Here is a 21,135-nt window from a genome sequence, read left to right on the forward strand (position 1 = left end):
ACGGAAAGAGGCCGAAAGCCCATGCCCTGATGTCACCTAAGCCGCATAAACTCGCGTGTATGACTGAAGCCAAATCCATCACGGCCAACCTCACCCCGCTCCCCGACCGCGTGGGCGTGGACGGCCTCGAAGACAAGTGGCGTGCCGTCTGGGACGAACAGGGCACCTACAAGTTCAACGACACCCGCGACCGCAAGGCCGTGTACTCCATCGACACCCCGCCGCCCACCGTGTCCGGCCACCTGCACGTGGGCCACGTGTTCTCCTACACGCACACGGACGTGATCGCCCGCTTCAAGCGCATGCAGGGCTTCGATGTGTTCTACCCGATGGGATGGGACGACAACGGCCTGCCGACCGAGCGCCGCGTGCAGAACTACTACGGCGTGCGCGTCGACACCTCCCTCAAGTACGATCCGGACTTCAAGCCGCCGTTCGAAGGCACCGACGGCAAGAAGATCGACGCCAAGGACCAGGTGCCGTGCTCCCGCCAGAACTTCATCGAACTGTGCGAGAAGCTCACCGCCGAGGACGAGAAGCTGTTCGAGGCGCTGTGGCGCAAGCTGGGCCTGTCGATCGACTGGTCGCAGACCTACCACACGATTGGCGAGCACCCGCGCCGCGTCGCCCAGAAGGCGTTCCTCAGGAACCTCGCCCGCGGCGAGGCCTACCAGAAGGACGCCCCGGGCCTGTGGGACGTGACCTTCCAGACCGCCGTGGCCCAGGCCGAGCTCGAATCCCGTGAGTACCCGGGCTTCTACCACAAGGTGGCGTTCCGCTTCGAGGACGGCACCCCGATCTACATCGAGACGACCCGCCCCGAACTGCTGGCCGCCTGCGGCGCGCTGATCGCGCACCCGGACGACGAGCGCTACAAGCAGTACTTCGGCCAGTACGTCTACTCCCCGCTGTTCAAGGTGAAGGTGCCGATTCTCGCGCACCCGGCCGCTGAGATGGACAAGGGCGCCGGCATCGCCATGTGCTGCACCTTCGGCGACGTGACCGACGTCGAATGGTGGCGCGACCTCAACCTGCCGACCCGTCCGATCATCCAGCGCAACGGCCGCATCGTGATGTCCGTGCCGGATTGGATCACCGACGAGGGCGGCAAGGCCATCTTCGCGGAGACCGAAGGCAAGACCACGTTCTCCGCCCGCAAGATCATCGTCGACCATCTGCGCGAGTCCGGCGACCTGGACGGCGAGCCGACGCCGACGAAGCGTATGACGAACTTCTACGAGAAGGGCGACAAGCCGCTCGAGATCGTCACCTCCCGCCAGTGGTACCTGAAGAACGGCGGCACCGACCAGAAGCTGAACGCCGAGCTCATCGAGCGCGGCCGCGAGCTCGAGTTCCACCCGGACTTCATGCGCGTGCGCTACGAGAACTGGGTGCATGGCCTCAACGGCGACTGGCTGATCTCCCGCCAGCGCTTCTTCGGCGTGCCGTTCCCGCTGTGGTACCCGGTCAAGGAGGACGGTTCGGCCGACTACGACCACCCGATCGTCCCGTCCGAGGACATCCTGCCGATCGACCCGACCACCGACGTGCCGGCCGGCTACACCGAGGACCAGCGTGACGTGCCCGGCGGCTTCACCGCCGAGAAGGACATCATGGACACGTGGGCGACCTCCTCGCTCACCCCGCAGATCGTGACCCGCTGGGAGGAGCCCGGCGAGGAGAACCAGGCGCTGTTCAAGGCCACGTTCCCGATGGATCTGCGCCCGCAGGGCCAGGACATCATCCGCACCTGGCTGTTCAGCTCCGTGGACCGCGCGCACCTCGAGAACAAGTGCCTGCCGTGGAAGCACACGACGCTCTCCGGCTGGATCCTCGATCCGGACCACAAGAAGATGTCGAAGTCCAAGGGCAACGTCGTCGTGCCGAACAAGCCGATCGAGCAGTTCGGCGCCGATGCGGTGCGCTACTGGGCCGCCGCCGCGCGCCTCGGCCTGGACGCCACCTACGACGAGGGCCAGATGAAGATCGGCCGCCGTCTCGCGATCAAGCTGCTGAATGCGACGAAGTTCGCGCTGGCCATCGGCCGCGAGGACGAGAACCATCACGTGTCCTCCGGCGCCGAGGCGGTCTGGGATCCGGCCGACGTGACCGAGCCGCTGGATCGTGCCGCCATGGCCCGCATGGCGCTCGTGGTGCGCGAGGCGACCGCCGCGTTGGACAACTACGAGCACTCCAAGGCGCTTGAGGCCATCGAGAACTACTTCTGGCAGTTCTGCGACGACTACATCGAGCTGGTGAAGAACCGCGCCTACGGCACCGCCGACGCGACCGGCCATGTGCCGTCCGAGGCGGCCGTCAAGTCCGCGCGCACCGCGCTGGGCCTCGGCCTCGACGCGTTCACCCGTCTGCTCGCGCCGTTCCTGCCGTACGCCACCGAAGAGGTGTGGAGCTGGATGCACGCCGGTTCCGGCTCGGTGCACCGCGCCGCATGGCCGACCCCGGACGTGTACGAGGCCGCCGCGTTCAAGGTGGCCCCGGAGCTGCTGAACCATGCCGGCGAGGCGCTGGCCGCGCTGCGCGGCATCAAGTCCAAGGCGAAGGTCTCGATGAAGACGCCGATCCTGTCCGTCACGCTGGGCGTGGCCGACGACGTGCGCGAATCGCTGGCCGGCGCGCTGGACGACATCGCCGAGGCCGGCCGCGTGGTGGGCAAAATCCAGTTCGCCGGTCTCGCCGCCGCGGCCAAGGCCGTCAAGGAGACCGTCGACGCCGCCCGTGCGGCCGCGAAGGACGTCGCCAAGGAGGCCAAGGCCGAGACCGAGGCCGCCGCCGAGATCATCGTCGAGCAGTCCGAGCTCGGCGAGCCCCCGGCCAAGAAGCCGCGCAAGTAGCCGCGCACGCTTCCCTGCTCCCCCTTTCAGGGGGAGCTGTCCGGCCGCCGGACTGAGGGGCTGACCAGTACACCGAGAGGGGCTCCGACCGCATACCGCACCGGTCGAAGCCCCTCTCACATATCATTCCCATCTGCGCCCATCGGATTGCCTTCCTCCATCATCTTCTGGAGGGTCATCTTCATCTGATGATGCGCGGCGTGCTCCTTGAGATAGTCACGCAGATAGGGAATCTTGAAATCGACGTATCCGTATCCGGTGGATTCGATGATGTCCTCTTCAATGAGCTGCGCACGATAGACGCTCGCATACTGGGGACTGCGTTCAATGCGCGCCGCGATCTCCGAGGTGCTGGATGGCCCGTCATCCTGCGACATGGCGAGCAGGTAGTCCTTCGCCATTGCCGACAACCCGTCGAATGCCGGCGCGTGAACCATGTCGCCGAGCTTGAGCTTCGCCCGTCGGATGCCCTGTTCCGCATCCTCGGCGGTGATGACGTCGTCGTGCCCGTTCACATCCGAATACCGCCACGCCCAGTATCCGACGAGCTGGATCATGAACGGATATCCGTTGGTCGCCAACGCCAACTCGTTCAGCACCTGATAATCGGCGTTCTTGCCGTATTGAGCGATCGTGCGTTCGAACGACATCCAGATCTCCTGCAGATCCACACTTCCCAGATGGTCCTTTTCGGCACGGCGAAGGAAGGTGATGACCTTGTCGTTGATGACTTCCTCGACCATGGACGGCAGCCCTGCGAACACGAATGCGACGTTCCTGTCTTCACGGATGAGATGCTGAATGCCGATGGCCAGCGAACGGATCTCTTCGATGGACGTTTTCTGCACCTCATCCAGTGTGACGAGAACACCCTGGTTGCTCTCATCCATCGTGTCAAGCTTCCCCCCTATCGCCTGACGCAGGTTGTAGGCCTTCTCACGACGACGGAGTTCCACGGCGCCAAGCTGCACCGAAGCTTCAACACCCGGAATGGGCGTGGTAACCGAGGCGGACGGCAAGGTGATGGCTTCCATCGTCTTATTGCCGCCGCCATCACGCAGCGCCTGGATGATGCCTGCCGTGAATCCCGGCTCGGCGGTCTGGTCCACAACGACCCATCCAAGACTTTTCGCATAGTCTCCCAATGCGTTGAGCATGACCGTCTTGCCGACGCCACGCGGACCGGTGACGTAACGGAGACGGCCAGGCGCGCCGACGCCATCCATGAGCGCGAACTTGAAATCGTCGAGCACGCTCTGACGTCCTACCAACACGGGAGGCGTCTTCCCCGCAGTCGGTTTGAACGGATTCGTCTTCATGGACCGCCGCCTTTTCATCGTCACTTTGGGTTTCCCGATATCCAAAGACTCTAAAAAAGTCTAAAGAATCTAAAAACTCTAAAAAAGTCTAAAACACATTTTCTTCACATTTACGTTATCCGCCCGCCCAAGACGGGCGTCTGGCTCAGACGCCCGGCTCGACGATGAGGAAGCGGGTGGCGGCGGATGCGGACGCCGTGCCCGACGCCGACGCGTCGCCTACGCCCAGTTTCGTCTGCACGGTCGTATCGGCGAGCAGCGCGCGCAGCAACGCGCCGGCGTCGCCGAACGCGGTGGCGTCGTCGATGAGCTGCGTGGTGTCGTTGACGAGACGCGTGCCGGAACCGCCGGCACCGCCCGTCGCACCGGCGGCGCCGTCCATGCCGACATACGGCGACAGCTGCGTCAGCGCGGACGACGTCGCCGCGGACGATCCCGCCCCGGAACCGGACCCCGCGGACGTGCCGCCCGCCGAGCCGCCCGAACCAGCCGAACCGGAACCCGCGGACGCCGACGCTCCCGATGACGCTCCCGACTTCCCGCCGGCCCCCGGCACGCCGCCGGCGAACTTCATCACGTCGCCGGCATCGGTCTTGCCCGCGTTCTCGTCGATCACCGTGGTCGTCACGTCGCCGCTCGACGCCTTCGCGGCGCGGCGCTCGGCCGCGGCCTGCCGCCGCGACCGCGACGCTTCGGCGTGTGCGGCGAGCGAATCGTCGCCGGCCATGCCGCGGCCGACGAACCGGCCCGCGGCCGCGGCACCGGACGCGCCGGCGGCCCCCGAACCGGAACCACCGACACCACCGACACCGTCGCCACCACCGGAATCCGCTCCACTCAACTCGCCCGCGAACCGCAGCAGCACCTGCCGGTACGCGCTGCCGGCGCCGGTGCGTTCGCGCGCGGCGGCGAGCGCGTCCATCGCCGCGTCCACCTTCGCGACGTCGTCCGCATGCGCGCCGCCGGATCCCGACGCGAACTCCTTCGCGGTCGCCGCGTTCGCCTCGTCCGCATGCGCGGCGGCGCCCGCGGACGTGCCGCCGGTCAGTTCGCTCAGGTGCTTCGTGTACGCGTCCGTGTACGCCATCGAATACGGGATCATCGCCTGCGACAGTTGCGACTGTCCGGCCGCATACGCCTTCGCGCCTTCGGTGGTCTCCTCTCCGGCGCGGCGACGCAACGTGTCCGTAAGACCGTCGGTGCCCTGCGCGCGCACCATGCGGATCACCTGGTCGATCGCGTCGGCGGCGCCCGTGTGCTGGTGCGCGGAGGCGAGCGCGTCGGTCGCGTTCGCCTCGTCGAGCACGGCGGCGGCGAGCGGGGTGTCGCCGCTGAGCTCGCCGGCCGTGCCCATGAGCGCGGTCAGCTGCGTGCTCGATCCGATCGACCCGGACAGGTGGTTCGTGTACGACCCGACGTAGGCGGCCATGTATGCGGCGAACGCCTTGTCGTAGTCGGCTTGTTTCGCGGCGATCTCGCCGGCGGCGAGCGAACGTTCGAGGTCGCGCAGCTTCGTGAGCTTGTCGATGAGATCCTGATGCGCGCCGGCGGCACCCGTGCCGGCGCCCGCCGATCCCGCTCCGGCGCCGGTCGAACCGTCCATCGCGATCGAACCGTCGCCCATCGCGGCGGCGGTGTCGGCGAGCGCGGCCACGTCGTCGGCGGAGACGACGGTCACGTCGCCCATCGCGAATTTCTTCGCGGTCATGTAGCAGTCGAGTCGTTCGCCGACGCGCATCACGGCGGCGACGACCGTGTTCGAGCCGTTCGTGGTGACGACGGCGCCGTCGCCCACGTTCACGTCGTCGGCGACGCGCGTCGGCACGGTGAACGTGACGAGCATGCGTTGCGAGCGTGCGGCGCGCGGCAGGTCGTCGCCGAGCGTTTCGGCTTCGAGCGTGACATGCACGCCGACGAGCCCGCTCGCGCCGGCGATGTCGGTGCGGCCCACGTTCGGCCCGTCGAGCGAGTAGGTGACGTGCGCGGCGATCGGCAGTCCGCGCACGCCCGCCGGCACGCGCGTCACCGTGCGCGATGCGGACGACGCGGATGCCGAGGACGCGGAGGCGCCAGACGATGCGGACCGCGACGACGAGCCGGCGTCCGCCGGATCGTCCATCAGGTACAGTGCGCCGGCATCACCGTCCGTCTCGGTCACGGTGAACACGTCGCGTCCGGCGAGCGCGGGCGTCGCAATGCGCGTGCCTGCAATCGACGCGCCGGCGGCGCATCCCAAGGCGAGCGATGATGCGACGGCGAGCGCGACCGCGCAGGCCAGCGCCTTCCGTCGATGCCCCATATCAGGCGAACACGTCCAGCACGCCCGGGTCTCCCCCGGCTTCGGCGATGCGCTGGTGGCGCTTCTTCGCCTCGGTGACGACGAACTCGCGGTACATCTCGGCGATGTCCGGGTCGAGGCCGGCGGCCACGGCGATGCGGTGGAGGCGTTCGATCTGGTAGTCCTCGCGCTTGTAGTCGGCGGGGGCGAATCCGGCGCGCGCCTTGAGCACGCCGACCTGCGACGTATATTTGAAGCGTTCGGCGAGCAGGGAGACGATGGCCGTGTCCACGTTGTCGATGGATTGGCGCAGCGCTTTGATCTTCGCCACGGTTTCGGCGGTCTCGGGATCCTCCGCGGCCTTCGCGGAGTCGATGACGGTGGCGTGTTCGCCGGGATTGCGGGTGACGGTGGCGCTCAGCCAGTCGCCGCCGTCTTCGGATGCGGTCGTGCTCGTCGTTTCAGTCATAGGAGCTACCTTACTCCAACCGGCCCGGCGGAGCACCCCTCGGTCCGGCGTGCGCCGGATGGCTCCCCCTACAGGAGAGCAGCGGGGGCGCAGAGACCCCCGAACGGCCGGGGATGACCGGTGTCGGCCGGCACCGGTCATCGCCGGCCGACACCGGCGCCCGTCAGTACCGGTAGTCCGGGCCGATGGAGAGGGCGTCGTCGTGGGTGCGGCCGGAATGGATCGCCTCGTTGGCCTGGGCGATCTCGTCGGCCGAGTAGTCGAGCGTGCGGCCGTCGATCTCGTTGACGGGGATGACCCAGCCGCCGTGCGTCATGTACAGGCGGTCGGCCTCGCGCAGTTCGGCGATCGGCAGCTTGCGGTATTCGATGGACTTGCCCTCCTGGCGCGCCCATGCGAACAGTTCGCGCTGGGACGTGCCGTTGAGGATGCCGATCGACGGGTCGGGGGTCACGAACGTGTCGCCGTAGCGGGCCACGATCGACGAGTTCGGGCATTCGAGCGTGTAGCCGTCCTCGGTGTAGAGCACGGCGTCGCCGACGCCGCGGCGCGCGCACTCGCGGTGCACGGCGCAGTTGAACGCGTAGCTGAGCGTCTTCGCGCCGTTGAGCAGCCATGGCGCGCGCTCGGTGATGTCGGACGGGTAGCCGCGCGTCATCGAGGCCATCGTGATCGGGTCGGTCTCATGCAGCGTGCCCTTCGCGTCGAGGAAGATGAAGACGGTGGGCGTGCGGTCGGACGCCTTGCCCACGCCGGTGTCCGGATCGAGGCCGCGCGAGACGATGATGCGCAGCAGCGGGCCGGGTTCGGGGTCGTCGTACGCGTCGATGACCTGTTCGACGCCGCGCGTGATCGCGTCGAAGTTCGGCTTGGGCAGGTCGACCATCGCGGCGGACTGGGCGAGACGGCGCAGATGGTTCTCCAGCGAGACCGGGTACCCCTTCCACACGGTCGTCGCCTCGAAGATGCCGTCGCCGCGCAGCACGCTCAGATCGAACGCGTTGATGTTGAGCCCGTTCGGGTCGACCAACGTGATGAGGTCGGCGTCGCTCACCTTCTCATCGCCGAACATCGCCTTGCCGTTGCCCATGCCCAACACGATCGAACTCATCGCATTCCCCTTTCTCCGTGACCGTTCACGATCACCGTGACGCCCCGGCGTCTCCGGGGCCCGCAAGACCGCCGCGATCGCACGCGACCGCCACGGCCTTCGTCTCCCGTCCAACCTAACCGCGCATTGTTTCACGTGGAACATCGACCGTAGCACGGACGAAATGCAACCGTCACAAACGGACATGAACCGTAACGCGGCACGACCGTATCGTGGCGGACAGCATACGAATGGGGGATGTCATGACCGAACACACAAACAAGACGGGCATCACGGAAACCGCGGTAACCGCGACAACCACGCCGACCGCCGACTCCACGCCCGAGGCCGCGCGCCTCGCCTTCCGCGACGGGCTCGTGCGCCCGACCTGCGGCATCGCGAAAGGCTACGCGCAGGCGAACCTGATGATCCTGCCGAAGGACCTCGCTTTCGACTTCCTGCTGTTCGCGCAGCGCAATCCGAAGCCATGCCCGCTGCTCGAGGTGATGGAGGCGGGCGAGACCGAACCGGCCACCTGCCCCGGCGCGGACATCCGCACCGACGTGCCGCTCTACCGTGTGTGGGAGCACGGCGAGCTCGTCGCCGAGGTGCCGGACATCACCGAGTATTGGCGCGACGACCTCGTCACGTTCGTGATCGGATGCAGCTTCACGTTCGAATTCCCGCTGATGGAGGCGGGCGTGCCGGTGCGGCACATCACCGCCGGCCGCAACGTGCCGATGTACGACACGTCGATCGCCTGCCGCCCGGCAGGCGCGTTCCACTCGAACATGGTCGTCTCGATGCGCGGCATCCCGTCCACGCAGGTCTCCGACGCGGTGCGCATCTCCGGCTACTACCCGTCCGTGCACGGCGCGCCCGTATGCGTCGGCGATCCGGCGGCGATCGGCGTCACCGACCTCATGCACCCCGACTACGGCGACGCCCCGATCCTCGAGGACGGCGACGTGCCGGTCTTCTGGGCGTGCGGCGTGACCCCGCAGGCCGCCGCGATGGCCTCGAAACCGCCGTTCGCGATCACGCACGCCCCCGGCCACATGCTCATCACCTCGAAGCGCGACCTCGACTACATGGTGTGACCCGCGGCAACCGCGGCAAGACCAGCACCAACGAAAGGAACGGAATCGGATATGACCACCATCGATCTGAACAGCGACATGGGCGAAAGCTTCGGACGCTGGAAGCTCGGCGACGACGAATCCCTGCTCACCGTCGTCTCCAGCGCGAACATCGCCTGCGGCTTCCACGCCGGCGACCCGAGCGTGATGCGCCGCACGCTGGCGAACGCGGCGGCGAACGGCGTCGCGGTGGGCGCGCACGTCGCCTACCGCGATCTCGCCGGATTCGGCCGCCGGTACATCGACGTCGCGGCGGCCGAACTCACCGCGGACGTGATGTACCAGCTGGCCGCGCTGGAAGGCATGGCGCGGGCGGCGGGCACGCGCGTGCGGTACGTGAAACCGCACGGCGCGCTCTACAACCGGATCGTCACCGATGAGGTGCAGGCGAAGGCGGTGGTCGAGGCGATTCGCGCCGTCGACCCCGCGCTCGCCCTGCTCACGCTGCCGGGTTCCGTGGTGGGTCGCGTGGCCGAGGCCGCCGGACTGCGCGTGTTCCGCGAGGCGTTCGCCGACCGCGCGTATACGCCCGACGGCACGCTCGTCTCGCGCCGCCTGCCGGGCGCGGTCATCGCCGATCCGGACGCGGTCGCCGCGCGCGTCTCGCGCATGGTGACCGACGGCACGGTCGAGGCGATCGACGGCACGATCGTGCCGATCCACGCGGATTCGGTGTGCGTGCACGGCGACTCGCCGGCCGCCGTCGCGCTCGCGAAGGCGGTCCGCGAGCGCCTCACCGCCGACGGCGTCACGATCCGCCCGTTCGCGGCGTGAGGGGACGGTGACGCGATGACCGACGCGGGGAACGATGTTGCGGCCGGCACGATGGCCAGCACTGAGACCGGCGCCACGACCGGTGCCACGGCCGGCGCGCTGCGGTTCCTGCCGTGCGGCGAATCGGCGATGATCGTCGAATGTGCCGATCTGGATGCCGCGCTGGAACTGTATGCGGCGATCGACGCGGCGGTGGATGCGGCACGGTCGGCTTTTCGCGGAAGTCGTCGGGGTTCCGATGGGACCACCCCCACCCGGCTCACGCCGGGAGCCCCCGCCAGCGGGGGCGGGATGACGACGTTCGCGGCGGTGACGACGGTGCTGCCGGCGGCGCGCACGGTGTATGTGGCGTTCGATCCGCTGGCTGCGGCGATGAATGTGCATGGTTCGTCGATGAACGTGCATGGTTCCCGTGCAGACGTGCAGGGTTCGGAGACGAATGTGCGGGATTTCCGAAGCGTCCTGCAGTCGCGGATCGCGGACCTGCACGGTGGGGTGCTGAAGGCCCATGATTCGCGGGTCGTGGAGATCCCGGTCGTGTATGACGGCGAGGACCTTGGGAACGTTGCCACATTGCTCGGGATCAGTCCCGAACAGGTGGTCGCACGGCACTCCGGGCACCCGTGGAAGGTCGCGTTCGGCGGGTTCGCACCCGGCTTCGACTACCTCGTGGGCGGCGACCCGATCTTCGACGTACCGCGCCGGAAAGCGCCGCGTTTGGCCGTTCCCGCGGGGTCGGTGGGTCTCGCCGGCACGTTCTCCGGCGTCTACCCGCGAGCCAGTTCGGGCGGCTGGCAGCTCATCGGCAGGACCTCCGTGCCGATGTGGAACGATGCCATGGATTCGCCCGCGCTCCTCCGCCCCGGCGACACCGTCCGCTTCACGCCGACGCGCGCCGAAGCAACGGCACAGCGCGCTCTTCAGGACGCCACTCCACACGTCGCACCAAAACACCTACACGATGCATCGGAAAACCTACACGACGTATCAGAAACCCCACACGATACGGCCTCAACCCCACACGTTGACGGCCCGACCACGCACATCGCCTCTTCCTCCGCCCCCGCGCCGACCTCCGCCCCCGCTGGCGGGACATCGCCGTATAGCGAACGCCGGGGGCGTTTGCAGGCGATGTGCGAGCCGACAGGCGAGCCGATGCGCAATCGGCTGAAGGCCGTCCGTAATTGCGGATGCTCCCGCGAAGCGGGTGGGGGTGGTCAGTTGGACAGTCCCACCGGTACCGCATCCGTCACCTCCTCCGTCCCCACCCTTGAAGTCGTCAATCCCGGCGTTCTCGCCACGTTCCAGGATGCGGGCCGCAACGCGCCCGAAATGGGCGTCACCGGTTCGGGCGCGGCCGACCCGCGGGCCTTCCGCCTGGCGAACGAATTGGTCGGCAACCCCGCGCACACCCCGGTCATCGAACTGACCGCCGGCAACGCCTCGTTCACCGCCCACGGCGACCTCACCATCGCCGTCACCGGCGCCCCCGTCCCCATCACCATCACGGCCGCCGATTCCACCCCCGCTGGCGGGGGCTCCCGCGAAGCGGGTGGGGGTGGCCATCGGGCCGGCATCCGCCGCAATCCGGAACCCGCCTTCCCCATCACCCGCCAGGAGGCGTTCCTGTTGCGCGACGGCGAAACCGTGACGATCGGCGCGCCCGTCGCGGGCCTGCGCGACTACATCGCCGTGCGCGGCGGCTTCCAAGTCCCCACAATCCTCGATTCCGCCTCCACCGACACGATGAGCGGCATCGGCCCCGCCCCGCTCAAGCACGGCGACCTCCTCCCCATCCGTCCCATCTCCCGGCTCCCTCATCCCATCGCCACCATCGGACTTCCCCAGCCGTGGCCGGATGATCTGCCGCGCACCGCCACCAGCACCGATGCCAGCGCGTCTACCCCCACCGAGCTCGCCGTCACGCTCGGCCCGCGCGACGACTGGTTCACCGACGCGGGCATCGCCACGTTCCTCGGCACCACGTGGACCGTCACCGCCCAATCGAACCGCGTCGGCCTCCGCCTCGCCGCCACCACGCCCGCCGCCGCACCGACCACAGACCCCTCCCCCGCCATCGAACGCCGCGACCCGCATGCCGAGCTGAAGAGCGAGGCGACGATTCCCGGCAGCATCGAGGTGCCGGGCAACGGATTGCCGCTCATCTTCCTGCGCGACCAGCCGGTGACCGGCGGCTACCCGGTGATCGCCGTGCTCACCCGTACGGCCCTCGCCACCGCCGGCCAGCTTCCGCCCGGCGCCCAAGTCCGTTTCACCATCAACGCCTCCATCCACGACCCGGCTCCCCTTGACAGGGGAGCTGTCCGGCGAACGCCGGACTGAGGGGTAGAGCACCGCACCAGCACGTGTCAAGCCGTCGGTCTCTCCCCCGGTCCGCTTCGCGGACGGCCCCCTCGTCAGAGGGGGGCCGATTCCGCCCACAGCACCAGCCCATGTCACTCCCCGCGAAAGAAGCACCTTTCCAATGCCCACCACATCAACACCAGCCACCACACCAGCCACCAACCACCGCCGCATCTCCCGCGTCCTCGTCGCGAACCGCGGCGAGATCGCGGTTCGCATCATCCACGCGTGCCATGACACGGGCCGCACGGCCATCGCCGTCTACGCCGACCCGGACGCGGACGCCCTGTTCGTCCATCTCGCCGACGAGGCCTACGCGCTCGACGGCGCGACCTCGAAGACCACCTATCTCGACATCGCGAAGATCGTCGACATCGCGAAGAACAAGGCCCACGCGGACGCCGTACACCCCGGCTACGGCTTCCTTTCCGAGAACGCGGATTTCGCGCAGGCGGTCATCGATGCCGGTCTCACGTGGATCGGCCCGAGTCCGGAGACGATTCGTATGCTCGGCTCGAAGGTGGAGGCCCGCCGCATCGCCGCCGACGTGGGCGCGCCGATGGCTCCGGGCACGACGGAACCGGTGCGCGACCCGGCGCAGGTGGTCGCGTTCGCCCGCGAGCATGGTCTGCCGCTCGCCATCAAGGCCGTGTATGGCGGCGGCGGGCGCGGTCTCAAGGTCGTCCACGAGCTCAAGGACGTCGAGGAGGCGTTCGTCTCCGCCACGCATGAGGCGGAGGTCGCGTTCGGCAACGGCGACTGCTTCATCGAGCGTTTCCTCGCCCGTCCGCGCCACGTGGAGGTGCAGGTGCTCGGCGACGCGCACGGTCGCGTGGTCGCGGTCGGCACGCGCGACTGCTCGCTGCAACGCCGCAATCAGAAGCTCATCGAGGAGGCGCCCGCCCCGTTCCTCGCGCCGGAGACGGAGGAACGGCTCAAGCGCGCGGCGGTCGCGATCTGCGAGCGCGCGCGGTACACGAGCGCCGGCACGGTCGAGTTCCTGGTCGACCCGGACGGCACGATGTCGTTCATGGAGGTGAACACGCGCATCCAGGTCGAACATCCGGTCACCGAGGTGACGAGCGGCGTCGACCTGGTGGCCGCGCAGTTCGCGATCGCCGAGGGTGCGGGCGTCGGCGACGTCGTGGACGCCGACGCCGCTCCCCACGGCCACGCGATCGAGTTCCGCATCAACGCGGAGGATCCGTCGCGCGGGTTCGTCCCGTTCCCCGGCACGATCGACGGCCTGCGCGTGCCGAGCGGTCCCGGCATCCGTTTCGACACGGGCGTCGCGGCCGGTTCGATCGTGCCCGACCAGTTCGATTCGATGCTGGCGAAGCTCGTCGTGTGGGCGCCGACGCGCGCCGCGTGCCTGGCACGCGCGCGTCGCGCCCTCGCCGAGCTGAAGATCGACGGCGTTCCGACGGTCAAGGCGTTCGACGAGACGGTCATCAACGATCCCGATTTCACCGCGATGCCCTCCCCCGACCGTTTCCGCGTCTACACGCGTTGGATCGAGGAGGACCTGCTGCCGCGCACGGACGCCGCGACGCTCGCGTCCGGCGTTCCCGGCGCGCGCGGCGTCGCGCCGCGACCGGTCAACGCGTGGATCGAACTGGACGGCCGGCGCATGCGGCTCGGCCTGCCCGCCACGCTCGCCGCGACGCTCGCAGGCGTCGGCGGCCTCGCCGACGCGGGCGGTCTCGCAGGTTCCGGCGCACCCGCGTCCGGCGCCGCCGGTACCGCGGGCGCGACCAATGCCGACGCGCGTCCAGCCGGCGCGATTTGTTCGACGATCACCGGCACGGTGGTCCGTTGGCTCGTCGATGACGGCACGACGGTCGCCGCCGGCGACCCGGTGGTCGTAGTCGAGGCGATGAAGATGGAGACCGAGATCAGCGCCCCCGCAGACGGAACCGTCCACCAGCAAGCCAAACCCGGCGACACGGTCGCCTTCGACGACCAATTGGGCGAGGTCCGCTGATCGTGACCCTCCGACGAGGGGCAAACCACACCACAAGAGAAGGGAATCATCATGGACAGCAATACTTCTTCGATCGCGAACCTCGCGAGCTGGCGCTTCTACCCGCGGATCGCGAAGATCGCGAATCTGGCGGGCCGCGACGTGGGCCGCGGTTCGGAGACGCTGATGACGTTCTCGCGCGGCGACCTGTTCCGCGCGGCGCGTCAGCTCGTCACCGGCAAACCGGCCAAGGCGCTGGTCGTCACCGGCTTCTACATCCCGAAGGCCGAGGTCCCGGCCGCCGAGACGGACGGCCCGTTGGGCGCGCTGGAGGTGTGCATGGCGTTGCGCGCGATCGGCGGCGACGCGTGGCTCGTCACGGACGACTGCTGCGAGTCGGTGATCCGTCCGAGCGCGGCGACGATGCTGCCGGACGACCATATCCTCATCGCGCCGGTGCGCGACCGGTTCGACGGCTGGATGAACGGCGTCATCGACCTGGCGAAGGCGAACGACATCGACACGATCATCTACATCGAACGCGTCGGACCGGCGGCGGACGGCCATCCGCGCAACATGCGCGGCATCGACATCACCGAGTGGACGGCGCCGCTGAGCCGGCTCACGCAGCTGCAGCTGCACACGATCGGCGTGGGCGACGGCGGCAACGAGATCGGCATGGGCCGCGTCGCCGAATACGCGATCGAGGGCGTCGTCGACCATGGCGAGAAGATCGCGTGCCGTGTGGCGACGGACGAACTCATCGTGTCCGGCACGTCGAACTGGGGCGCGCACGCGCTCGTCTGCGCGATGCGCGCGATGGGCAAACCGCAGATCGACCCGTATCTCAAGTCCGCGTGGCATCGCGAGACGTTGGAGACGATCGTCGCGCACGGCGGCCTCGACGGCGTCCACATGACGAACGTCGCCACCGTCGACGGCCTGGAACCGGACCGCTACTACGCCGAGATCGACGCCCTGAGCGCCCTCGCGGCGTGAGCCACAAAGAAGAGAGGGGTTGGGTTCCGGAACATCATCCGGAACCCAACCCCTCTGTCGGTTATCGGCTATCGACGAAACCTCACGCCTTCGGCACGGAGCCTTCCTGCGCGTGGTCGAAGACGGGCTTGTTGTCGGCGCCGAACTTGTAGATGCCGATCGACGCGGTGGACGGGTCGTGCGCGTCGTTGAACGGTCCGATGCTGGCCTGTCCCTTGTACTGGATGTCCTTGCCGTCCTTCAGCAGCGCGAGGCACGCCTTGTACGAGTCGCACTTCTCGCCGCCGCCCACGCCGGACACGGCGGGCAGGTTCTTGGCCACGGTCTTGCCGTCGGTCGCGCCGCCCTTCTGCGCGGCGAGCGCGGCGAGGATCACCGCGTCGTACGTTTCGGCCGCGTAGGTGAAGTCCTTGACCTTCGGGTCGATCTTCTTCACGCGCGCCTGGAATTCGTCGGTCGGATGCGCGCCGGGGATGGTGCCGGTGGTGCCTTCGATCAGTCCGGATTCGAAGTCCTCGGAATGGTCGACGGTGTTGCCGTCGGTCATGTACAGCTTGTGCGTGTCGACGCCGGCGGTCTTGAGCGCCTTGACGAGCGAGACGGTCTGGTCGAACGCGATGACGAGCACCGCATCCGGGTTGGAGGCCTTCACGGCGGTGGCGATCGACGAGAAGTTCGTTTCGGTCGGGTCGAAGGTGTCCTTCGCGCCGTAGACGACGTTCACACCCGCGTCCTCGACGGTCTTGACGACGACATCACGCAGCGACGTGCCGTACTCGTCGTTGAACACCGTGATGGCGAGGTTCTTCACGCCCGCCTGGGCGATGACCTGGCCGAGCACGGCGCCCTGCACGGTGTCCGGCGGAATCGTGCGGAAGAACATCTTGTCGAGTCCGCTGAACGCGGTGGAGGTGGCGCCGTTGGAGATCATCGGCACGCCGGCCGCGGTCACCTGCTTGTAGCTGTTCTTGACGACGGAGCTGGACGGCGGGCCGATCACAACGGACGGGTTCTTGCTGAGCACGGATTGCGCGGCGGACGTGTTCTGGTCGGCATGGTCCGCGTCGGACGTGTCGGCGGTGGTGCTGGACGCGTCCTTGCCGAGCACGCCGCCGGCCGCGTTGATGTCGTCCACGGCGAGCTTCAACGTCGCCACGTTGGACGGTCCGATGTACGCCATCGAACCGGTGGTCGGGAACAGGCCGGCCGCCAGGAACGCGCCGGAGCCGCCGCTCGCCCCCGAATCGCTTGCGCCGTTCGAGCCGGCCGAGCCGCAGCCGGCCAGCGCCATCGATGCGGCGGCGACCAGCGCCGTCAACGCCATGATCCTCGTGTGTGTCGTCTTCTTCGTTCGTGCTTGCTTCATGACCTCATCACGTTCCTCTCTATACGCCGTGACGCCGCCGTTCCGTTCCCGTCGCGATGGGTTCGGGGACTGGTTTCCGGCGTGACGCCGACGACCGGTGATGTCGGGATTCTCGCTGTGATTCGTGTGAACCGTTTCGCTTGAATCTTGGTTCCCGACGGTACGAGGCGCGTGATTCGGCCGCGTTGTTCCCGTGTAACCGCCCGGTGACGCCCGAAAACCCGCGGAAACGCGGTGCGTCCGCCGGTAATCGGCCCGAAACGAACGAGCCCCGTCCGTAACAATCGTTACGGACGGGGCTGCGCGATGACAGGCACCGCCCCCGCCGGCGGGGGCTGTCGGCAAAGCCGACTGGGGGTGGTCGGTCAACCGGCCGGTCAGGCATCCGCCCCCCCCGCCGGCGGGGGCTGTCGGCAAAGCCCACTGGGGGTGGTCGGTCAACCGGCCGGTCAGATATCCGCCCCCGCCGGCGGGGGCTGTCGGCAAAGCCGACTGGGGGTGGTCACCGGCCGATCATCCGACCGGCCGCCCCCCCCCACTCAGTTGCCGTTGACCGAGCCGCCGCCGGTCTGCTGCACGATCGCGGCGAGGAAGTCGCGGTTCGTGGCGGTCTTCTTGAGGCGCGGCACGAGCGTCTGGTACGCCTGCTCGGGTTCCATGCCGCCGAGCAGTCGGCGCAGTCGGTAGACGACCGGCAGTTCCTGCGGCGCGGTGATGAGCTCCTCGCGGCGCGTGCCGGACGCGTTGATGTCGATGGCCGGGAAGAGTCGCTTGTCGGCGAGTTCGCGCGACAGGCGCAGCTCCATGTTGCCGGTGCCCTTGAACTCCTCGAAGATCACCTCGTCCATCTTGGAGCCGGTCTCGACCAGCGCGGACGCGATGATGGTCAGGGAGCCGCCGTTCTCGATGTTGCGGGCCGCGCCGAAGAACTTCTTCGGCGGGTACAGGGCCTGCGCGTCGACGCCGCCGGAGAGGATGCGGCCGGAGGCGGGCGCGGCGATGTTGTAGGCGCGCGCGAGTCGGGTCATCGAGTCGAGCAGCACGACCACGTCCTGACCGAGCTCCACGAGTCGCTTCGCGCGTTCGATGGCGAGTTCGGCGACGGTGGTGTGGTCGGAGGCGGGGCGGTCGAAGGTCGAGGAGATGACCTCGCCCTGCACGGTGCGCTCCATGTCGGTGACTTCCTCGGGGCGTTCGTCCACGAGCACGACCATCAGGTGGACTTCCGGGTTGTTCGCGGTGATCGAGTTGGCGATGTTCTGCAGCGTGATCGTCTTGCCGGCCTTCGGCGGGGAGACGATCAGGCCGCGCTGGCCCTTGCCGATCGGCGAGACGATGTCCATGATGCGGCCGGTCAGCTTGTTCGGCGTGGTCTCCTGCTTGAGACGTTCCTGCGGGTACAGCGGCGTCAGCTTGTTGAACTGCGGGCGGTTCAGCGCCTGCTCGACGGTCATCCCGTTGATCGAATCGATGGACTGCAGCGGCACGAACTTCTGACGCTGGTTGCGGCGGTCGCCTTCGCGCGGCGCGCGGATGGCGCCGTGCACGGCGTCGCCCTTGCGCAGGCCGTACTTCTTGACCTGCCCCATCGAGACGTACACGTCGTTCGGTCCCGGCAGGTAGCCGGACGTGCGCACGAACGCGTAGGAGTCGAGCACGTCGACGATGCCGGCGACCGGCACGAGGTCGTTCTGCTCGCCGCGATCGTTGCGCGCGTTGCGGTCGCCGCGGTCGTCGAAGCGCAGGTCGCGCACGTCGCGGTCGTTGCGGTCCGCGTCGCGGCGGTCGTCACGGTTGTTGCGGCGGTCGTCGCGCTCGTCGAAGTCGCGGCCGCGACCGCGCAGGCGACGTCCGCGACGATCCGCGTGATCGTCGCGCGCGTCGCCGCGGTCTCGACGGTCGCCGCGCGCGTTGCGGTCGTTCCGACCGCGGCGCGGCTCCTCGTCGTCGTCCTTGCGCGGCGCGTTGTCCTGCGTGGGGAGCGTGGCGAGGATGTCGTCGAGGTCGCGCACGACCTCCTCCTGCGGCTCCTTCTCCTCGGACGGGCGACGGCGGCGGCGCACGTTCGCGACGATGATCTCGTCGCCGTTCTCGTCGATGGTGTGACGACGGCCGCGCGGATGCTCCGGCTCCTCGGTCGCCTTGCCGAGGTCGAGCGTGTCGAGCAGGTGCGTGGTGTCGATGAGCGGGGTGTCGGCCGCGGCGTTGGTGCGGCGGTCGCGGCGGGCGGGACGCTCCTCGGCGTCGTCCTTGCGCGCGTTGCGACGGGACTTCGGCGCGGGGAAGTCGATGGCGTCGATCGCGGATTCCGCGGTCTTGTCGGCGGGCGCGGTGGTCTCGGCGGGCGCGGCTGCGTTCTGCTCGACGGCCGGCTGTTCGGTGACCGGGGCGGCGGCCTGCTCGGTCGCGGCGGCATTCGGCTCGGCGGCGGCCTGCTCGCCGGTCTTCGCCGCGGTCTTCGCGCTCTTGGCGGTCGACTTCGCGGCCTTCGTGGTCTTCTTCGGCGCGCGCACGGTGACGCCTTCGGGGGCCGCACCGCCGGATCGGGCCGCCTGCAGCGTGGCGAGCAACTCCGGCTTGCGCATGGTGGACGTACCGCGCAAACCCATCTGCTTGGCGAGCTCCTTGAGCTCCGGCAGCTTCATATCCTCAAGATTCTGGCTATTGGCCACGGTGTTCTTACCTTTCCACAGCGCCCACCGTTACGGCATACCGCACCGGCACGCGCCTGAAATGTGATTGCGGCCTCGGCCGCTTCGAAACGTTCGCCGCAATGCAATGCCCGCGAACTGCACTTACTCTACAACGTCGAGCCGACCAACGCAAAAGCCCCCTCGGTTCTCCGAGGGGGCTTGGTCAGGACGCGCCTTACCGACTACTTCTGTTCATGATAACTTTTGTCGGTGTTGACGGACCACACGTTCTTCTTCGAGGTCTTGCCGGACTTGATGTTGCCGACGGCCTCGATGGCGGTGGCCATGGAGTGGTCCATGTTGTTGTAGCGGTGCTGGCCGTTGCGGCCGACGCAGTACAGGTTGCCGAAGCCGTCGAGGTATTCGACGAGCTCGTCCATGCGCGAGTAGGTGTCGAAGTAGGCGGGGTACGCCTTCTTGACGCGTTCGCGGTGGGAGTCGAGCACGTCGGCGGGACCGGCGATGACGTGCATGCGGGTGAGCTCGGCGATGGCGAACTTGGTGGCCTCCTCCTCGCTCATGTTCCAGAAGGCGTCGCCTTCCTCGCAGAAGTATTCGAGGCCGATCCACACGGTGTCGTCGACGTCCTTGACGAGGTAGGGGCTCCAGTTGTTGAAGATCTGGAGGCGGCCGACCTTGTAGCCCGGGTCCTGCACGTAGATCCAGCAGTCCGGCACGATCGGCGGGTTGCCGAGGGTGGGGATGTCGGTGGTGTTCTTGAGGCGCAGGTGCTTGACGAGCAGGCCGACGGTGACGAAGTCGCGGTACGGCAGGCCGTTGGCGACCTCGACCATGTCGGCGGGGGCGTGCGTGCCGTCGACGGACTCGCGGCCGGCGTCGATCGCGTTGACGAGGTCCTTGACCGGCATCGAGGAGATGAACTGGTCGGCGGTGAGCTCGTTGCGGTTGCCTTCGGAGTCCTCGGTCACGACGGACGTGATGTGGCCGCCGTCCTGACGGACCTCGACGACCTTCGCGTCGGTGACGACCTTGACGCCGGCGGCCTCGCAGTTGTGCTCGACGGTCTCCCACAGCTGGCCGGGGCCGTACTTCGGGTACCAGAACTCCTCGATGAGGGAGGTCTCCACTTCGGCGTTGGAGCGCTTCTTGGGCAGCAGCTTCTGGAACGCGTTCTTGAGCACGCCCAGGATGGACAGGCCCTTGACGCGCTGCGCGCCCCAGTCGGCGGAGATCTGGGAAGGGTGGCGTCCCCACAGCTTCTCCGTGTAGCCCTCGAAGAACATCGAGTACAGCTTGCGGCCGAAGCGGTTGATGTAGAAGTTCTCCAGGTTGTCTTCGGGCAGCTTGTGGACCATCGACTTGAGGTAGGAGAAGCCGGCGACCATGGTGAGCTTGAAGCCCATCGCCTTGAGCGTGTTGGGGCTCAGGGAGATCGGGTAGTCGAAGAAGTGGCGGTTCCAGTAGATGCGGGAGACGCGGTGGCGCTTGAGCATCACCTTGTCTTCCTTCTCCGGATCGGGGCCGCCCGGCTCCATGTCGTGCTCGCGGCCGAGCTTCTTGTCGTCGTAGGAGGGCGCGCCCTGCAGCGGCAGGACGTCCTTCCACCAGTCCATGATGCGGTCGTCCTTCGAGAAGAAACGGTGGCCGCCGATGTCCATGCGGTTGCCGTTATGCTTCACGGTGCGCGAGATACCGCCGAATTCGCGGGTCTCCTCCAGCACGGTGACGTCATACTTGTCGGCGCCGCCGTCCTTGATGAGCTCCCATGCCGCGGTCAGGCCCGCCGGGCCGCCGCCGATGATCACCACGGATTGCTTGTCGGTCACGTTCATCTCCTTAAAACAAAAATCACGCATATCCTACCGGAG

The 21,135-nt window shown here is 67.9% G+C and carries 13 protein-coding genes; 6 read left to right on the forward strand and 7 right to left on the reverse strand.

Annotation, left to right across the window (positions count from 1 at the left end; translation table 11 throughout):
* Nucleotides 1-59 precede the first annotated feature (59 nt).
* Nucleotides 60-2,852 (forward strand): valine--tRNA ligase, encoded by a 2,793-nt coding sequence (gene valS / locus Uis4E_RS05795; protein WP_101622262.1) that lies wholly within the window; start codon nucleotides 60-62, stop codon nucleotides 2,850-2,852.
* Nucleotides 2,853-2,968: 116 nt separating this feature from the next.
* Here the strand turns inward: valS and Uis4E_RS05800 are convergent, their stop codons facing one another.
* From Uis4E_RS05800 to Uis4E_RS05815, 4 genes are all read right to left on the reverse strand, one after another.
* Entirely contained in the window at nucleotides 2,969-4,171 is a 1,203-nt protein-coding gene (locus Uis4E_RS05800; protein WP_101622263.1) for an ATP-binding protein, read from the reverse strand.
* Between the two features lie 145 nt (nucleotides 4,172-4,316).
* Nucleotides 4,317-6,470 carry a hypothetical protein gene (locus Uis4E_RS05805; protein ID WP_101622264.1) on the reverse strand — a complete coding sequence of 718 codons (2,154 nt, stop codon included), beginning with the start codon at nucleotides 6,468-6,470 and terminating at the stop codon, nucleotides 4,317-4,319.
* A 1-nt stretch (nucleotide 6,471) separates the two neighbouring features.
* Nucleotides 6,472-6,918, reverse strand: a complete 447-nt coding sequence (locus Uis4E_RS05810; protein ID WP_165784867.1) for a chorismate mutase — start codon at nucleotides 6,916-6,918, stop codon at nucleotides 6,472-6,474.
* A gap of 163 nt (nucleotides 6,919-7,081) precedes the next feature.
* On the reverse strand, nucleotides 7,082-8,029 hold the full coding sequence (locus Uis4E_RS05815; RefSeq protein ID WP_101622265.1) for an aminodeoxychorismate lyase: 948 nt from the start codon (nucleotides 8,027-8,029) through the stop codon (nucleotides 7,082-7,084).
* Nucleotides 8,030-8,271: 242 nt separating this feature from the next.
* Here Uis4E_RS05815 and Uis4E_RS05820 point away from each other — a divergent pair, with 242 nt between their 5' ends.
* The 5 genes from Uis4E_RS05820 (at nucleotide 8,272) to Uis4E_RS05840 (ending at nucleotide 15,247) form a co-directional block, all read left to right on the forward strand.
* Nucleotides 8,272-9,108, forward strand: a complete 837-nt coding sequence (locus Uis4E_RS05820; RefSeq protein ID WP_101622266.1) for a putative hydro-lyase — start codon at nucleotides 8,272-8,274, stop codon at nucleotides 9,106-9,108.
* Between the two features lie 51 nt (nucleotides 9,109-9,159).
* Entirely contained in the window at nucleotides 9,160-9,921 is a 762-nt protein-coding gene (locus Uis4E_RS05825; protein WP_101622267.1) for a LamB/YcsF family protein, read from the forward strand.
* A 15-nt stretch (nucleotides 9,922-9,936) separates the two neighbouring features.
* Entirely contained in the window at nucleotides 9,937-12,264 is a 2,328-nt protein-coding gene (locus tag Uis4E_RS05830; protein WP_243394368.1) for a 5-oxoprolinase subunit B/C family protein, read from the forward strand.
* 142 nt (nucleotides 12,265-12,406) lie between these two features.
* Nucleotides 12,407-14,269 (forward strand): acetyl/propionyl/methylcrotonyl-CoA carboxylase subunit alpha, encoded by a 1,863-nt coding sequence (locus Uis4E_RS05835; protein ID WP_101622268.1) that lies wholly within the window; start codon nucleotides 12,407-12,409, stop codon nucleotides 14,267-14,269.
* 51 nt (nucleotides 14,270-14,320) lie between these two features.
* The gene (locus Uis4E_RS05840) at nucleotides 14,321-15,247 is read left to right on the forward strand and encodes a DUF4392 domain-containing protein (protein ID WP_101622269.1); all 927 of its coding nucleotides are present in this window, start codon (nucleotides 14,321-14,323) and stop codon (nucleotides 15,245-15,247) included.
* 82 nt (nucleotides 15,248-15,329) lie between these two features.
* Here Uis4E_RS05840 and Uis4E_RS05845 read toward each other — a convergent pair whose 3' ends face one another.
* The 3 genes from Uis4E_RS05845 to Uis4E_RS05855 all read right to left on the reverse strand — a co-directional run bounded on the left by Uis4E_RS05845 (nucleotide 15,330) and on the right by Uis4E_RS05855 (nucleotide 21,093).
* The gene (locus Uis4E_RS05845; protein WP_101622270.1) at nucleotides 15,330-16,613 is read right to left on the reverse strand and encodes an ABC transporter substrate-binding protein; all 1,284 of its coding nucleotides are present in this window, start codon (nucleotides 16,611-16,613) and stop codon (nucleotides 15,330-15,332) included.
* A 539-nt stretch (nucleotides 16,614-17,152) separates the two neighbouring features.
* Nucleotides 17,153-19,285: a transcription termination factor Rho gene (gene rho, locus Uis4E_RS05850; RefSeq protein ID WP_101622271.1), complete on the reverse strand. Its 2,133-nt coding sequence runs from the start codon at nucleotides 19,283-19,285 to the stop codon at nucleotides 17,153-17,155.
* A gap of 203 nt (nucleotides 19,286-19,488) precedes the next feature.
* Nucleotides 19,489-21,093, reverse strand: a complete 1,605-nt coding sequence (locus Uis4E_RS05855) for an NAD(P)/FAD-dependent oxidoreductase (RefSeq protein WP_101622317.1) — start codon at nucleotides 21,091-21,093, stop codon at nucleotides 19,489-19,491.
* Between the last annotated feature and the right edge of the window lie 42 nt (nucleotides 21,094-21,135).

Origin of the sequence: Bifidobacterium parmae (genome assembly GCF_002860365.1) — a bacterium.
GTDB lineage: Bacteria > Actinomycetota > Actinomycetes > Actinomycetales > Bifidobacteriaceae > Bifidobacterium > Bifidobacterium parmae.

Coding starts and splice junctions, on each gene's coding strand:
- Uis4E_RS05825 (WP_101622267.1), top strand. CDS start 9,160: ATGACCACCATCGATCTGAACAGCGACATGGGCGAAAGCTTCGGACGC.
- Uis4E_RS05800 (WP_101622263.1), bottom strand. CDS start 4,171: ATGAAGACGAATCCGTTCAAACCGACTGCGGGGAAGACGCCTCCCGTG.
- Uis4E_RS05830 (WP_243394368.1), top strand. CDS start 9,937: ATGACCGACGCGGGGAACGATGTTGCGGCCGGCACGATGGCCAGCACT.
- Uis4E_RS05805 (WP_101622264.1), bottom strand. CDS start 6,470: ATGGGGCATCGACGGAAGGCGCTGGCCTGCGCGGTCGCGCTCGCCGTC.
- valS (WP_101622262.1), top strand. CDS start 60: ATGACTGAAGCCAAATCCATCACGGCCAACCTCACCCCGCTCCCCGAC.
- Uis4E_RS05820 (WP_101622266.1), top strand. CDS start 8,272: ATGACCGAACACACAAACAAGACGGGCATCACGGAAACCGCGGTAACC.
- Uis4E_RS05840 (WP_101622269.1), top strand. CDS start 14,321: ATGGACAGCAATACTTCTTCGATCGCGAACCTCGCGAGCTGGCGCTTC.
- Uis4E_RS05835 (WP_101622268.1), top strand. CDS start 12,407: ATGCCCACCACATCAACACCAGCCACCACACCAGCCACCAACCACCGC.
- Uis4E_RS05845 (WP_101622270.1), bottom strand. CDS start 16,613: ATGAAGCAAGCACGAACGAAGAAGACGACACACACGAGGATCATGGCG.
- Uis4E_RS05810 (WP_165784867.1), bottom strand. CDS start 6,918: ATGACTGAAACGACGAGCACGACCGCATCCGAAGACGGCGGCGACTGG.
- Uis4E_RS05815 (WP_101622265.1), bottom strand. CDS start 8,029: ATGAGTTCGATCGTGTTGGGCATGGGCAACGGCAAGGCGATGTTCGGC.